This window comes from Nodosilinea nodulosa PCC 7104 (assembly GCF_000309385.1).
In the GTDB taxonomy this organism is placed as follows: Bacteria; Cyanobacteriota; Cyanobacteriia; order Phormidesmidales; family Phormidesmidaceae; genus Nodosilinea; species Nodosilinea nodulosa.
On sequence record NZ_JH976537.1, the window covers coordinates 2406416 to 2421347 of the forward strand.

Below are 14932 nucleotides of genomic sequence, written 5' to 3' on the forward strand. Positions count from 1 at the left end.
AAAGACCAGCAGTTCCAGTGCTGGTCTAAATGCAAGTTAGCTGTTTTCTTTTTTTCCTTTGGTGGTGATGTTGGTGGTAGCACTGGCATCACCTCTCTTTTTGGAGGGGCGACGGGTTGTCAGCCGCTCTGGCGTCAGGAGTTTGCCAGCGGGAGCTAAACCCACCAGTGGGGGCGGTGTCTCCCTGGGCCCTTCAACCTTGGTCTTATACTAGCACGTCCTGAGGACACTCCTGAGGACGATACCAAAATATTCCTGAGGACATTCCTGAGGACGAGATGACTTGCCTGGGGAATCCTATCCTGCGGATCCATAAAAAGATATCACTACAGGAGTTTCCTGTGTTCTGCGTTTAGAGGCAAGCATTTATCGCTTCAGCATGACATCCCGATAATGAGACTCAACGGGATGATGGGGAGATTCTGTTTTTTGAACTGTCTGGGGCCGATGCCGCAGGACATTGTGCAGGACAGCGGTATCTACTGTAAGCACCTGGCCCTGATCGATAAGTTGCCTACCCTGAACCCAAGCCGATTCCACAACTTCGGTAGGCCGTCCTAATACCAAGAGCTGGAGCGGATTGGTGCAGGGCAGCATAGATGGATGGTCCAGGTTGTAGAGCACCAGGTCGGCGTCCATGCCGGGGGCGATGGTGCCGGTGCGATCGCCCAAGTTCACGGCCTTTGCCCCACCCACCGCTGCCATCTGCACCACCTGCTCCGGCGTTAGCCAACTCTCATAGTCCTGCTCAGTCACCGTGTGCAGGATGATACCGAGCTTGAGCACCTCCAGCAAATTCTGAGCATCATTGCTGGCAGCCCCATCACAGCCAAGGGCCACGTTCAATCCTGCCTGACGACACTTGAGAATAGGCGCCAAACCACTGCCTAAACGCAGATTGCTGACCGGATTGTGGACAAGGGTGGATCCGCTGCTGGCGAGGAGTTCAATATCCGCATCGTCGATCCACACGCCGTGGGCCAGGGAGGTGCGGGGAGTGAGGCAGCCGAGATCCTTTAAATGCTGTACGGCGCTGATGCCGTAGCGCTCTTGAGCTAAACGATGCTGGGCGCGGGTTTCGAGCAGGTGGGTGTGGTAGCAGAGGTGGAGGCGATCGCTAATCTCTCCGCAGCCTGACAACAGCTCATCCGAACACCGATGGAACCCTGTCGGCCCTAGGCCAATGTAAATGCCGCTGTCCGGATCGTGGAATTCAGCAATAATCGCCTCCATGAGCGCCAACAGCTCAGCTGCCGATTTTGGCGAGGCCGACTGGGGCAGCAGACACCCCTTCGGGAAGCCCGACGCAAAGGGCAAATCCATGATCAGCGGCGCAATCACCGCCCGAATGCCCACCGCTCGATAGCCCCGCACCAGAGCATCCACCGTTTCCATCTCCTGGCCGGGGAGGACGTAGGCGTGATCCATGACGCAGGTGCCACCGGAGAGCAGCGTATCTACCGCCGTACTCACCGCCCCCCAGTAAAACTGCTCTAGCTGCTGCGGGGTCGAGTCGAACACGTTGGCCAGCCATAGCTCTAGCGGCAGTTGGGGAATCAGCCCCCGCTGCCACACCTGGGAAGAGTGGGTATGGCCATTGACAAACCCCGGCAGCAGCAGCTTGGCTTGGCCGTCGATGACCTGCTGGTGAGGCGCAACAGGAATGGTGCCAGCGGGGGCGACGGTGTGAATTTGGGAACCAATCAGCAGGACGTCTACGGACTCAAGCGTATCGTTCTGCAGGGCAAGGACGGACTGGATCAGGGTTTGCATGGGATTGTGACGTTTAAGTTTTGGAGTAAGGCGGATTACGGGGAGAATGGCGCTGGAGAGTAGCCCAGAGCATTGGTAAAGTAGAACTAGAAGCTTCTCGCCGGTAGATCATGTCCCCAGGCGTTAGTCGAGGCGATATTCTTGGCAAGATTAGGGCTCATAGGCTGACTCTCGAGGCCATGGGGGTAAAGTCGCTTGGGTTGTTTGGCTCTGTGGCCCGCAATGAAGCCACCGCCAAAAGCGATATAGACGTTTTGGTAGAATTCTCGCAGCCAGTGGGGTTTTTCCAAGTTTTCGATATTCAGTATTTTCTAGAAGATTTGCTTCAGTGTCCCATTGACCTGGGCACAGTAGATTCTCTGAAAGACCACCTGAGAACTCCAGTTTTAGAAGATATCATCCATGTCTTCTAGAAATTGGCGATCGCGAGTTCAGGATATTTTGGGCGTCATTGAAACGATTCAGCAGCGTATCAATGGCCTTGACTTCCGAGCCTTTGAAGGCAACCCGATTCTAGTCGAGTCGGTGATTTATCAGCTGATTGTCATTGGTGAAGCTGCCGCCAACATTCCACCAGATATTAAGCAACAGGTTCCAGAATTGCCCTGGCGGCAAATGACTGATATGCGGAACATCATGGCCCATGCTTATTTTCGAGTAGAACGAAGGATCGTCTGGGAAACGGCTTGTAATAATCTGCTGCCATTAATTCAGCCATTGCATCACTTACTGCACAATTCACCGCTTTAGCAGTAGGGCGGGCAATGCCCACCGACTCTAAACCCCGGATAAAACACCCCTATCCTGCTGAACCTGCTCATGGGCTTTAATCAACGCCGCCAGCTGCCGCCGCATGATGATCCCCGGCTGGTCCGACGACATGTGCTGTTCACAGGACACGTCCACCGGAGTGTCGTAGTCGGTCGATTCCAGCACTACTTTGTCTTCGTTCACCACCTGGCGATCGAAGGCGATGATCGACTCGGCGCTGGCGTCGGCCTCGCGGTCGTTGCGAATGCAGAACTGCACAATCTGGGAGGTGCGATCGCTCACCGGAGTCGCCGCCGTAAAGATCAGGTGCATTAGCCCGTTCGGGTAGGTGATCTTTAGCGTGCGGCTAAAGGGCGCGTACCAGGTCGATTCCACCTCGCGCACGGTGAGGCTGTCAGGAATGTTGAGGATTTTCTGCTGGGTTGGCGGGTTAACCACGGGCACTGTAGCGGTAACCTTGAGCCCCAGTTCCAGCGGCACAATTTCTGACTTAGCGGGCTTGGGCTGCTCGGTCACGCCAAAGGATTCGGCATGGACAATGCTGAAGTGGGCGTTGTCGAAGGAGTTTTCCATCACCCGCAGGCCGCTGCACTGCCAGGGCTCGTAGAACTGAGGGATCAGCCGATTTTCGGGGACGTCTGCCTCGGCGATCGCCGGCAGAGGCAGCAGCGGATCGTCGGATAGGCAGACCCAGGCGTAGCCGTAGCGTTCTTCGCAGAGGTAGGCATCAACCCGGTAAGTCTTGGGAATCGCCGCACCGGAGTCGAGCTGAGGGACTTTGGTGCAGGCTCCATCAGAGTTATAGGACCAGCCGTGGTAGGGGCAGCGCACGCAGCCATTTTCCACGATTCCTATGGAGAGCTTGGCGGAACGGTGACAACAGCGATCGCGCAGGACCGCCGGTTCCCTCTCTGCGGTCAGCCACAGCACCAGCGGTTCCCCCAGCAGCGTGAAGGATTGGGGGCCGTCGGCGAGATCGGCGATTGGCATGACGGGGTACCAGAAGCGGCGCAGAACGGGGTGTTGGGTGACGAGCATGGTGGTCCTTAGGGGTGGATGGGTGGGAGGGTGGCCTAGGATTCGCCTAGTTGGGATTCTTGCCAATGGTTCGTTTCTTCGGCAATGAAATGGTTGACCAGGTTGCGGTAAAGGGTTTCGATCGCATCCCCATTCAGCCCTTCGGCTTCGGCCCAGGCTCGGCGCTGCTGGAGCATGGCCTGGACGCGATCGGGGGCTTGAACTGCCGCCTCGCTGGTTTTGAACCTGGCGGCGGCCTTGACGTAGGCATATCGCTGGCCCAGCAGGGCAATCACCTGGCGATCGAGGCGATCGATTTCGGCGCGAATTTCGGCCATGGTCTGGCACTGTTCAGGAGTATTCATTGGGGGTATTAGGAGCGGTAGGACGGGCACTGCCCACCAGTCAAAGACTTCAAGCAACGACAGCCTTTTCCAGAAGGCCAGGTGTTGCTGGAGAGACGGGGCTATCTTTTCGCCGCTGCTCCACCTCGCCGTGCTCCTTCAGCAGCTTAGCCAGCCGATGGCGCATGAGAATGCCGGGGCGATCGCTGGCCATGTGCTGCTCTTCGGCCAAACTCAGCGGCGCATCGCAGTCGGTGCCCTCTAGAATCACCCTATCTTCGGAGGTGACCTGGCGATCGAAGGCGATAATGTCGGCGGCTTTGGCCTCAGCTTCCGTATCATTCCGCAGACAGAACTGCACCACCTGGGAATGCTGGTCATCGATCGGGGTGTAGGCGGTGAAAATAACGTGCTCTAGCCCGTTGGGATACTGAATTTTGAGCGTGCGGGCAAAGGGCATGTACCAGGTGCGGGTGTTGGTGCGAATGGTTTTTTCTTCGGCAATGCCCAGGTTTTTCTTTTGCAGGTCAGGGTTGAGCACCTCCAGCCAGTGCTTCATCACAAAGCCAAAGTCGGTCTCGGTCACGTCGTCGATCGGCGGCGGCTGGGGGTTTGACATATCGCCCCAGGAGCTGGCGTGGACGAAGTGACCATGGGCGCTGTCGAAGGAATTTTCGATCGCCCGCAGCCCCCCCACGTTCCAGGGTTCGTAAAATTCGTGGATGAAGCGAAAGTTGCTGTCGGCAAATTCTGGAATTTCGGGAATCGGCTGAAGCGGATTTTCTTCCAGGCAGACCCAGACGTAGCCGTAGCGCTCGACGCAGTGAAAGGAATCGACCCGATAGGTTTTGGGGATCGCCGCGCCCGCATCGAGCTGGGGCACATCGACGCAGGTGCCGCTGGCGTCGTACTGCCAGCCGTGGTAGGGGCAGCGCACGCAGCCGTCTTTGACGATGCCCTTCGAGAGCTGGGCCGAACGGTGACAGCAGCGATCGCGCAGGGCCGCCGGTTGGCCATTCTCGTCAATCCACAGCACCAGCGGTTCTTCCAGCAAGGTGAAGGATTGCGGACCGCTGAGCAGGTTGTCGAGGGGAATGACGGGATACCAAAAGCGCCGTAGCACGGGCTGTTGAGTGGTGAGCATGGGGGTTCTCCGAAAAGGTGATGTGAGAAAAGCGAGCATTCTTTTAGATATAAAGGAGAGTTCATCCCCTTCTGGGAGGGGCAGGGGTGGGTCATTAAGACCCCGCGACCCACCCCGCCCTGCGGGCACCCCTCCCAAGAGGGGAAAAGAGACCAAATTGGCTAATTCTCGTGTTTCATAGCGCTGGAGTGCCAATTTTTGAGCAAAACGTTCGACAGAGCCGAGAGAGCAGCAAAAATGGCAATCCCCGACACTGTAATCAGCAGCAGCGCCGCAAACATGCGAGGGATTTGCAGGTTGTAGCCTGCGATCAAAATCTGGTAGGCCAGGCCCGATTGGGCACCGCCGGTACCGGCGACAAATTCGGCCACTACGGCCCCAATCAGCGCCAGGCCGCCGCTGATCCGCAGTCCGGCAAGAAAGTAGGGCAGGCTGGTGGGCAATCGCAAATACCACAGAGTTTGCCAGCGGTTGGCTTTATTCAGCTTAAACAGGTTTACCAGCGACGGATCGGTGCTGTTTAGCCCCAGCACCGTGTTCGACACGATGGGAAAGAACGCCACAATCCAGGCGCAGACGACTAGAGCGGCGAAGGTATTGTTCTTCAGCCAGATGATGATCAGCGGCGCAACGGCGACGATGGGCGTAGTTTGCAGCAGCACCGCGTAGGGAAAGAAGCTGCGCTCGATCCATTTGCTCTGGGCAAAGAGAATAGCGACGAATAGCCCGGAAACCGTGGCCGCCACCAGCGCCGTGAAGGCGATTTTCATTGTCACAAACCAGGAGGGGATTAGCGTGGGCCAGTCTTTCGCCAGGGTTTGCAGAATCAGGATGGGGCCGGGCAGCAGGTAGGGGGGCGTATTGGTGATGCGCACCGCCAGTTCCCAGGCGGTGAGGAGGACTAGGCCGACAATAATGGGGGCCAGCACATCGGGAGAGAGGAGTGACTTAACCCATTTCGGCGTTGCCGTGGGTTGTTCAAGAGTGGTTGAAAGCATGGCTGTACCAATTTTGGATTTGGAATTGGCGATATTGGATTGGGGTAGTCAGAAACCCGGTTTCTTTTTCGCTCTACTAGCGGCACGACGGCTTTTTGACCCAGAAACCGGGTTTCTTTGCGGGGTAGGTTGAGTGGAGCGCTGGCGGAACCCAACAAAGAGTTGATTGCGTTGGGTTTCACTTCGTTCTACCCAACCTACGATTACTGAGAGACTGCTACAGCGCCAGGGCCAGGGATTCGCCCATGGCGTCGGACAGGCTGTGGGAGACCTCGCGGCAGTAGCGGTTGAACTGGGCCGAGGTACGGTAGTCGGGGTCGCGGGGGTGGGGGCTGTCGATCGCAATATCCGCCACCACGCGCCCCGGCTTCGAGGCCATCACCACGACGCGGTGGGCCAGGTAAACGGCTTCATAAATGCTGTGGGTGACAAAGAGAATCGTCAGGTTGCGCTGGTGCTGAAGCTGTAGCAAATCTTGATTGAGCTTGCCGCGCGTCATCTCATCCAAAGCGCCAAAGGGTTCATCCATCAGCAGCACGTTGGGGCGGGTGACCAGGGCGCGGGCAATGGAGACCCGCATTTTCATGCCGCCAGACAGCTCGCGGGGGTAGACGCGCTCAAAGCCCTGGAGGCCGACCTGGGCGATCGCCTCCGAAACCAGCCCCAGCGCCTGCCGTTTGGGCACCTTGGCCAGCTTCAGCGGCAGCCGAATGTTGTCCATCACCGTGGCCCAGGGCATCAGCGCCGCTTCCTGGAACACGTAGGCCAGCTTGTGGTCGTTACCGCTCCGCCAGGTCATGCGCCCGGTGCTCAGGTCGCCCAGTTCTGAGATAATTCGCAGCACCGTGCTTTTGCCGCAGCCCGACGGCCCCACCAGGCTGGTAATGGTATTGGGCTCCACCGCCAGATTGAAATCTTGTAGAGCAACCGTCCCGTTGGCGTAGGTTTTGCCCACATGCTCCAGCGTGAGGATGGGTTGGGTCTTCATTGCGATCGCACTAGATAAATTTGAACCAATCATCGGCCAAACCTCCGACCTGGAGGGTCTTAGGTGAACAATTCGATAAACAGGTATTTCCGTAAATGGGCAAAGGGCTGGCCCGTGACCATCGCCGGGGTTCGAGCAACGATGGGCACGCTTTGCCCATCCTGCAAATTGGGGTGAATGGCCTAGGTTTGGTAAGCTTCTGGCCCTTGATTCACAAAGTCGAGCGAATAGGCCTGCTTGTAGTCCACCGATGGGTCAAACGTCCCCAGGTCGGCCATGGTGGTGAAAATGTTCTCCCAGCGCTCATCGGTCATCGCCCCAATGCCCATTTTCTCGGCATCGCCGCTGAGAATAATGCCGTACTCCTTCAGCTTGGCCAGGCCAAAGGCCAGCTGCTCGTCGCTCATCTCGGGGTTGTCCTTTTGAATCAGCTCATTGCCAGGAGCCGGATTCTCTAGATAGCTGTACCAGCCCTTAATCGAGGCATCCACAAACCGCTGCACCAAATCGGGGTTGCCCTCCATAATTTCCCGGCGAGTTTCGATGGTGGTGGTGTAGTTGGGGTAGCCGTGGTCGGCCATTAGCAGCACCACTGGCTCAAAGCCGCCTTCTTTCTCAATGGCGAAGGGTTCAGAGGTAATGTAGCCCTGCTGCACGATATTTTTGTCGGCGACAAACGGCCCCACATTAAAGGTGTAAACCCCCATCTGGTCATCGCTGAGGCCATACTTCGCCTTTAGAAAAGGCCAGAAGGTGGTGTGGGCGCTGGTCGACATCAAAATTGTCTTGCCCTTGAGGTCTTCAAAGGCGTTGATGCCCACGTCGGGATGGGCCATCAGCGCCTGGGGGTCTTTTTGAAAGATCGCCGCCACCGTCACCTTGGGCACCCCCTCCTGAATCGAGTTGATGGCGTCGATCGCATAGCCCATCTTAAAATCCTGCGCCCCAGCCATCAGCAGCTGGTTGCCGTTGACCTGCGGGCCACCCATGCTAATAGTGACATCAAGGCCGTGCTCTTTATATATGCCGGTGGCCACCGCCTGATAAAAGCCGCCGTGCTCGGCCTGGGCAAACCAGCTGGTGCCAAAGGTCACCTTGTCCAGTTCGCCAGAGGGCGTTGAGGGTGCCGCATCGGTCGATACTGTGTCTTGGGTGCCGCTAGCACAGGCCGCTAACACCCCTGCCCCCAAAGCCAGAGAGCTGTAGCGCAAAAACCGCCGCCGATTGAAAGCCAAGGAATCTGAAGCAAGAGGAAACGTCATCACAAAAAGCCCAAGTAGATGAGAACAGCAAAGAAACCCGATGAAACAAAAGCCGACCAACCCCCATCGCAAACTTTTCAAAGCTTAGTATCTAGAACTGGAAGGGTTGCGTATACTAGACATACAAAATTGAATACTTTCCTGAATTCAGCCTTGTATACAAGAGAAGGTAAAGGCTTCAAACAACAACTTCCGTATCCTTGGATACCGTTATTCGTTCTTCTTGACATTGGAGTGCGGCCGTGGTCAAAGCAGGTTCTCAAGCTCCTAAAGCCCAGACTGCCAAAATAAACCATAAAAAAGCTGGCAGCAGTGTCGATCGCATCTATCAACAGCTGAAGCAGATGGCGATGACCTACAAATTTCGCCCCGGCGAGCCGCTCAACGAAGTGGAGCTTGCCGCCTCCTTTGGGGTCAGCCGCACGCCCCTGCGGGAGGTATTGAACCGACTGGTGGCTGAGGGCCTGCTCGACTTTGTGCCCCGCAAAGGCTTCTCCTGCAAACCGCTGGATACCAAGCGGGTGTTTGATCTCTACGAAGTCCGCTGCGGTCTGGAGATGATGAGCGCCAAACTGGCCACCGAGCGGGCCAGCGATGATGAAATCGACGCTCTGATCCAGTTCTGGAAAACCGCCACCGAGAAATTCTGCACGTTTACCCCGGTAGACTGCGCCCGCTGCGACGAAACCTTCCACGAACGGCTGGCAGAACTATCGCAAAACAGCGAGCTGCTGCACATGCTGCAAAACGTGAACGCCCGCGCCCACTACCTGCGGCTGATCTCCATGGAGCAGGAGGCCTATCGCCAAAACACCTGCGCCGAGCACCAGCACATTTTGCAGGCAATTCAAGACCGCAATGTGGATGCAGCGGTGAATTCGATGGCGGCCCACGTCAGCCTGCGCCAGGAGCAGCTAGTGGAGGTGATTAAAGAGGGCGTAGCGCGGCTCTACATGCGTTAAGTTTCATCGGGCTTTGGAGCAAGCGCCTCGTCCAGCAAGAGAACGGAAAGATATGTACCAATTTGTATTGACAGTGTAAATACGCTATACCTACATTACAGGTTATGGATATCCACTTCGCGCTCAATGGCGTTACCTTCGTCTGGAATGAGGAGAAGGCTAGAGTCAACCCTATCAACCACGACGGAGTTACCTTTCAGCAGGCGGCAGAAGCCTTTTTTGACCCATTTCTTGTGGTGGTCGATGCCAGTCGCAATGAGGAAGCGCGAGATGCGGTCATTGGCTTAGATAGGTGGTGGAACTTGCTATACGTCGTCTACATTGAGCGCGAGAACGACACCATTCGGATCATTTCGGCCCGCAGAGCAACCCGAAAGGAGCGTGAATACTATGAAAATTGATGCTTTGAAACGGCGATTAAGCAAAGATCGGCCCATGACAACAATCACGATTCGGATGCCCGAAGATGTGATTGAAGATTTGAAGCGATTAGCTCCGCTGCTAGGTTTCTCTGGATACCAACCTTTGGCTCGCGCCTATATTGGTCAGGGATTACGCGCCGATTTAGAGCGGCTAGAGGGAGATACTGTATCTGCTCTAATCGCCAGCTTGAAGCGTCACGGTGTAAGCGATGACGTGCTGCAAAAAGCCATCAATGAAGTAATCCAGCGTTAGTTATATCCATCTCTATCGTTATGTCTTGGCAGGGAGTGTCGGTTGGCCCAAAGCAAGCTAACGGCCAAGGCACGGTACAGTTTTGGGAAGCGTTGAACCGAACAGTTCCAGAAAAGCAAACTGTTACGGTGTCAATTCGTGAAAATTGCCTCTGTTCCGGTTGCTGCAGATTGCGCAGAATAGAGTTATCGAACCGGGCAACCCATGGTTTTGGCTCGAGGAAAACCACACCTGGTTCGTCTCGCTAACTGATTAGCTACTGCACGTCATTCTCAAGCGCTATATCCCTTTGCTTGCCCAGGCTTGAATGCCTTGGGGTGAAGCGATCGCGCGCCTGGCCAAACCTCACTCATCACCCAATCCAGAAAGGAGACACCATGCTGCGGACCCCTCATCACATGGCTGACATCGGGCGCTATTCGACCGGCCTGAGCGATCGCCTGCTCAGACTAGCTGCTGCGTTCGTGCGCTTTAGCAGCTTTTATGGCAACTACCAGGCGCTGCCGCCGTCCAAGCGCCGCCAGTTTGTGCTCAATCAGCAGCGGCAGAAGCCGTAATCTGGCTGATCGGCAGGTGCTTATCCCCGCTGGCTGGGCAGAGTCATTTGTCTTTTAGAACGATTCTGCTCAGGGGATGGCCGCTTGGCCCAGCGTTTGAGTGCCCCTCAGAAAAATCAGCATGACAGAGAAAACTACCATGACTATGTCGCCAAAATCTGATCGAGAGCTGATGGGGTTTGCCTACGGATTGCTGGGCGTCCTCATTTTTAGCCTGACGCTGCCCGCCACGCGCGTGGCGGTTTCAGAACTTGACCCCGTTTTTGTGGGGCTGGGTCGAGCGATCGCGGCGGCAGGTCTATCGCTGATTTTGCTTGTCGCCACCCGTCAAACCATCCCTCCAGTCAGGTTTTTACCCAATTTCTGCATTGTGGTTGCGGGGGTTGTGGTGGGGTTTCCGCTGCTGTCTGCGATCGCCATGCGCGATGCTCCAGCCTCCTATGGGGCCGTCATTACCGGGCTGCTGCCGCTCTCGACGGCGCTATGTGGGGTCTGGCGGGCGGGTGAGCGGCCCTCCCTACCGTTCTGGATCTTTGCCGGTTTGGGCAGCGCCCTGGTGCTTGGTTTCGCGCTGCTCTCGGGGAGCGGCTCAATTCGCCTGGCAGATTTGGCCCTGCTGGGGGCGGTTGCCGCAGCAGGGTTGGGCTATGCAGAGGGTGCCGTGCTCTCTCACCGCTTTGGGGCGTGGCAGGTCATTTGCTGGGCTTTAGTGTTATCGACCCCCGTGCTTTTGCCCGTTGTGTGGCAACACGCACCGACGAATGTTTGGCTGCTTTCACCGAGTGCGGTGGGCAGTTTTTTATACGTCAGCATCTTCAGCATGTTTTTGGGCTTTTTTGCCTGGTATCAGGGGCTGGCCCTGGGCGGGGTGGCCCGCGTGGGGCAAACTCAGCTGCTGCAACCCTTTTTGACGATTCTGGCGTCAACGCTGTTTCTGGGCGAACGTTTAACGCCTACGACCGTAATATTTGCGGTAGGCATTATTGTCTGTGTAGCGCTGGGAAAACGCACGCAAATTGGCACCATGCAGCCGCAGCTCAATCGCTGAGCTGAAATTGCAGGGCGGCGATCGCGTCGTATTCCTTTGCAAACACCTCGGTCAGGTGCTCGAATACGGGCAATACCTTTTGGTAAACCGTCACATTTTCAGCGATGGGCTGGTGGCGATAGGTTTCGCCAATCATCTCGGTCACCGCCTCCAGCGATGACACCCGGCCCAGCCCGTAGAGGCCCAGCACGGCGGCCCCCAGGCAGGAGCTTTCGTAGTGCTCTGGAATGGTGACTTCGCGGTTAAAAATGTCGGCCATCATCTGCCGCCACAGGGGCGACTCGGCAAAGCCCCCGGTCGCCTGAATCAGCTGGGCCGGGCCAGCGAAATCTTCCAGCGCCGTCAGCACCAGGTAGAGGTTGTAGACAATGCCCTCCAGCACCGCCCGCACCAGGTGCGACTTGGTGTGCTTGACGCTGAGGCCAAAGAACGAGGCGCGGGCGTTGGCGTTCCACAGGGGCGATCGCTCGCCCATCAGGTAGGGGTGAAACAGCAGCCCCTCGGAACCGGGGGATACGGCTCCAGCCATTGCCGTCAGCAGGCTATACACGTCTTTACCCAGACGTTTGGCGGTGGCCACCTCGGCATCGGCCAGCTGGTCGCGCACCCAGCGCAGGGCCACGCCGCCGTTGTTCACCGCGCCGCCGATCACCCAGTGGTGTTCGGTGAGGGGGTAGCAAAACAAGCGCTCCTGGGGGTCGGTGATGGGGCGATCGACCACGGCCCGCACCGCGCCGCTGGTGCCCACGGTCACCGCCACCAGCCCCGGCGAAATCGCCCCCACCCCCAGGTTCGACAGCACCCCATCGCTGGCTCCGGCAATCAGCGGCGTCTCGGCCCGCAGGCCCATGGCCTCGGCCATGGCGGGCTTGAGTCCGGTTAGAACTTCAGTGGTGGGCACCAGTTTGGAAAGGGCGCTGGCGCTGACTCCGGCGATCGCCAGCGCCCCTTCATCCCAGTCCAATGTCTCAATATTCAGCAGGCCCATGGCCGTGGCAACGGAGTGGTCCACCACGTAGCGGCCCAGCAGCCGGTAAAACACGTACTCTTTGATCGAAATAAACCGCGCCGCCCGCTGAAATAGCTCGGGCCGCTCGTAGCGCAGCCAGGTGAGCTTGACCAACGGCGACATCGGGTGAATGGGGGTGCCCGTGCGCCGATAGACGGCGTGGCCATCCATATCGGCTTTGATCCGCTTTTCCCAGCCGGCACTGCGGTTGTCGGCCCAGGTGATGCTGCGGGTAATGGGCTTGTCGTCGGCATCGACCAAAATCAGGCTGTGCATAGCCGAGCTAAAGCAGAGCCCTAAGACCTGGGACGGGTTCAGCACGTAGTCTTCCATGAGCCGCCGCACGGTTTTGACCACGGCGGCAAAGATTTCTTCCGGGTCCTGCTCGGCGGTGGCCACATCGGGGGTGTAGAGGGGATAGGTGACCAGGGCTTTACCTACCACTTTGCCCGCCGCGGTAAACAAGACCGACTTGGTGCTGGTGGTGCCAATATCGACCCCAATGATGTAATTTTCGTTGGCCATAGTGATATTTAGAAAGGTGCGTTACAGGCAGGTTGCGTTGAAGGGCTTGGCTGGAGCGGCAGGGTAGAATTCTCTAAATCTTCGTCAAGCAGAGGCTTTGAACCTAAATAGCCCCCGAGCAAGGGGATCTAAAGCCACAATAGATCCCCTTTTCAAACAACCTCTACAGGGGCGTTAGGGCTACAGAAACAGGCTTACGATCAGCATGACGATAAGGCCGACAACGCCGACAATGGTCTCCATTACCGTCCACGATTGCAGGGTTTGCTTCTCGGTCATCCCCAAGAATCGGCCCACCAGCCAAAAGCCCGAGTCGTTGACGTGGGAGAGCACCGTGGCACCAGAGGCGATCGCAATTACAATCGCCCCCACCATCGGCGCCGAGTAGTTGGCCATTTCCACCGCCGGGGCCACCAGACCCGCCGCCGTCACCATGGACACCGTAGCCGAACCCTGGCTTACCCGCACCACCGTAGCGATCAAAAAAGCCAGCAAAATAATCGGCAGGTTTGACGCCGCCATCGCATTGGCCAGGGCTTCACCTACCCCAGTTTTAATTAGGGTGCGGCCAAACACGCCGCCAGCTCCGGTAACGAGAATAATCAAGCCAATTGGCTCAAAGGATTTGGTGGCAATGCGCTGAATATCGTTGCGGGTGTAGCCCCGCTGGGTGCCCAAAAAGTAGAACGACAGCAGCGTCACAATGGTCAGCGCCGTAAACGGGTGGCCGATAAACGCCGCCCAGTTGCGCACGGCATTGTCCTCGGGTAGCGCCACCCCCAGCACGGTGTTGAGCAAAATCAGCACCAGCGGCACGGCCACCAGGGTAATCACCATGGCAAAGCTGGGCAGGGCCTTATCGACGGTGCCCTGGGTGGGCTGGTCTTCCACCTCCATTTCGGTGGGCACGGTCAGGTGAATTTTGCCCGCAATTTTTTTGCCAAAAAATACCCCACCGATCGCCATCGCCGGAATACCAGCAATCAGCCCCATCAGAATTACCCAGCCCAGGTCGGCCCCAATCAGCGAGGCCACCGCCACCGGCCCCGGCGTCGGCGGAATGAACGAGTGCCCCACCGCAATGCCCGCCACCAGGGGAATGGCGTAGTACAGCAGCGATCGCCCGGTGCGCCGACCCAGGCTATACACCAGCGGAATCGACAAAATCAGCGCGACATCGAAAAATACCGGAATGGCGATCAGCACCCCGGCCAATCCTAAGGCCCAGGGGGCGTTGTCCTCGCCGAACTTTTTGACCAGGGAGTTGGCAATCTGCTCGGCTCCGCCCGAGACCTGAAGCATTTCGCCAAACATCGCCCCCAGGGCAATCACAATGGCGATATAGCCCAGGGTATTGCCCATCCCCTCTTGAATCGTCCCGGCAATCTCTGCCGGGGGAATACCGCCAATAATGGCGACAAAAAAGCTCACCAGCAGCAGCGCCAAAAAGGCCTGCAAGCGCATCACAATGACTAAAAATAGCAGCAGGGCAATGCCCAGCACCGCTATAAACAACAACGAAAAAGTAGACATTTTTGAGAATCCTGTACATTGTGCCAAGCATCATTTTGCCCAAAATGCTATGGACAGGCCGAGCCTTGGCAACCGTTATCGAATGCGTAGAAACGCCAAAATCGGACAAAAGTAAATCGACTGCAAGATAGACATTTCTATCAGCGATCTTTACCCACAGGGGCTATGGCTACCAGCCCAACCAAAGGCCAGACCTGAGATAGCGCAAGCACTCCCTACAAGCCAGAGACAATATTACCTGCCAGGTTAAGGACAAATTAACCCGAGAAAAAACCAAGGAAATCTTTAAAGCCCGGCTTTTCCTAAGCGACAATATAAATTTTGTC

At 57.0% G+C, this 14932-nt stretch carries 16 protein-coding genes; 7 read left to right on the plus strand and 9 right to left on the minus strand.

The window, feature by feature from the left end:
- Nucleotides 1-366 precede the first annotated feature (366 nt).
- On the minus strand, nt 367-1773 hold the full coding sequence (locus LEPTO7104_RS0111010; protein ID WP_017298632.1) for an amidohydrolase family protein: 1407 nt from the start codon (nt 1771-1773) through the stop codon (nt 367-369).
- A gap of 179 nt (nt 1774-1952) precedes the next feature.
- Between LEPTO7104_RS0111010 and LEPTO7104_RS0111015 the strand changes: the two genes are divergently transcribed.
- Together LEPTO7104_RS0111015 and LEPTO7104_RS0111020 are read left to right on the plus strand one after the other, a co-directional pair.
- On the plus strand, nt 1953-2186 hold the full coding sequence (locus LEPTO7104_RS0111015) for a nucleotidyltransferase family protein (protein ID WP_017298633.1): 234 nt from the start codon (nt 1953-1955) through the stop codon (nt 2184-2186).
- Nucleotides 2176-2523, plus strand: coding sequence for a HepT-like ribonuclease domain-containing protein (locus tag LEPTO7104_RS0111020; RefSeq protein ID WP_026072590.1), 348 nt, complete (start codon nt 2176-2178; stop codon nt 2521-2523). Before LEPTO7104_RS0111015 ends, LEPTO7104_RS0111020 begins: the two co-directional genes overlap by 11 nt.
- Before the next feature lie 27 nt (nt 2524-2550).
- On the opposite strand, the gene LEPTO7104_RS0111025 is transcribed toward LEPTO7104_RS0111020, so the two are convergent.
- From LEPTO7104_RS0111025 to LEPTO7104_RS0111050, 6 genes are all read right to left on the minus strand, one after another.
- Nucleotides 2551-3582, minus strand: coding sequence for an aromatic ring-hydroxylating dioxygenase subunit alpha (locus LEPTO7104_RS0111025; RefSeq protein WP_017298635.1), 1032 nt, complete (start codon nt 3580-3582; stop codon nt 2551-2553).
- Nucleotides 3583-3617: 35 nt separating this feature from the next.
- The gene (locus tag LEPTO7104_RS0111030) at nt 3618-3926 is read right to left on the minus strand and encodes an isochorismate lyase (protein WP_017298636.1); all 309 of its coding nucleotides are present in this window, start codon (nt 3924-3926) and stop codon (nt 3618-3620) included.
- 49 nt (nt 3927-3975) lie between these two features.
- On the minus strand, nt 3976-5049 hold the full coding sequence (locus LEPTO7104_RS0111035; RefSeq protein WP_017298637.1) for an aromatic ring-hydroxylating dioxygenase subunit alpha: 1074 nt from the start codon (nt 5047-5049) through the stop codon (nt 3976-3978).
- Nucleotides 5050-5210: 161 nt separating this feature from the next.
- Complete coding sequence (locus tag LEPTO7104_RS0111040; RefSeq protein WP_051158492.1) at nt 5211-6047, minus strand: ABC transporter permease; 837 nt, start codon at nt 6045-6047, stop codon at nt 5211-5213.
- 217 nt (nt 6048-6264) lie between these two features.
- On the minus strand, nt 6265-7035 hold the full coding sequence (locus tag LEPTO7104_RS0111045) for an ABC transporter ATP-binding protein (RefSeq protein ID WP_017298639.1): 771 nt from the start codon (nt 7033-7035) through the stop codon (nt 6265-6267).
- 182 nt (nt 7036-7217) lie between these two features.
- Nucleotides 7218-8297, minus strand: coding sequence for an ABC transporter substrate-binding protein (locus LEPTO7104_RS0111050; RefSeq protein ID WP_017298640.1), 1080 nt, complete (start codon nt 8295-8297; stop codon nt 7218-7220).
- Nucleotides 8298-8539: 242 nt separating this feature from the next.
- Between LEPTO7104_RS0111050 and LEPTO7104_RS0111055 the strand changes: the two genes are divergently transcribed.
- From LEPTO7104_RS0111055 to LEPTO7104_RS0111075, 5 genes are all read left to right on the plus strand, one after another.
- Nucleotides 8540-9259, plus strand: coding sequence for a GntR family transcriptional regulator (locus tag LEPTO7104_RS0111055; RefSeq protein ID WP_017298641.1), 720 nt, complete (start codon nt 8540-8542; stop codon nt 9257-9259).
- Between the two features lie 104 nt (nt 9260-9363).
- Nucleotides 9364-9660 carry a BrnT family toxin gene (locus LEPTO7104_RS0111060; RefSeq protein WP_017298642.1) on the plus strand — a complete coding sequence of 99 codons (297 nt, stop codon included), beginning with the start codon at nt 9364-9366 and terminating at the stop codon, nt 9658-9660.
- Nucleotides 9650-9934, plus strand: coding sequence for a hypothetical protein (locus tag LEPTO7104_RS0111065; protein WP_026072592.1), 285 nt, complete (start codon nt 9650-9652; stop codon nt 9932-9934). Before LEPTO7104_RS0111060 ends, LEPTO7104_RS0111065 begins: the two co-directional genes overlap by 11 nt.
- Nucleotides 9935-10311: 377 nt before the next feature.
- Nucleotides 10312-10491, plus strand: coding sequence for a hypothetical protein (locus LEPTO7104_RS40030; protein ID WP_155523595.1), 180 nt, complete (start codon nt 10312-10314; stop codon nt 10489-10491).
- Between the two features lie 145 nt (nt 10492-10636).
- Nucleotides 10637-11539, plus strand: a complete 903-nt coding sequence (locus tag LEPTO7104_RS0111075) for a DMT family transporter (protein WP_017298645.1) — start codon at nt 10637-10639, stop codon at nt 11537-11539.
- Here LEPTO7104_RS0111075 and gntK read toward each other — a convergent pair.
- A complete protein-coding gene (gene gntK, locus LEPTO7104_RS0111080) occupies nt 11529-13073 on the minus strand; it encodes a gluconokinase (protein WP_017298646.1) in 1545 nt (514 codons plus the stop codon). The two genes, LEPTO7104_RS0111075 and gntK, sit on opposite strands and share 11 nt — an antisense overlap.
- A gap of 180 nt (nt 13074-13253) precedes the next feature.
- Nucleotides 13254-14606, minus strand: coding sequence for a GntT/GntP/DsdX family permease (locus LEPTO7104_RS0111085; protein WP_017298647.1), 1353 nt, complete (start codon nt 14604-14606; stop codon nt 13254-13256).
- Between the last annotated feature and the right edge of the window lie 326 nt (nt 14607-14932).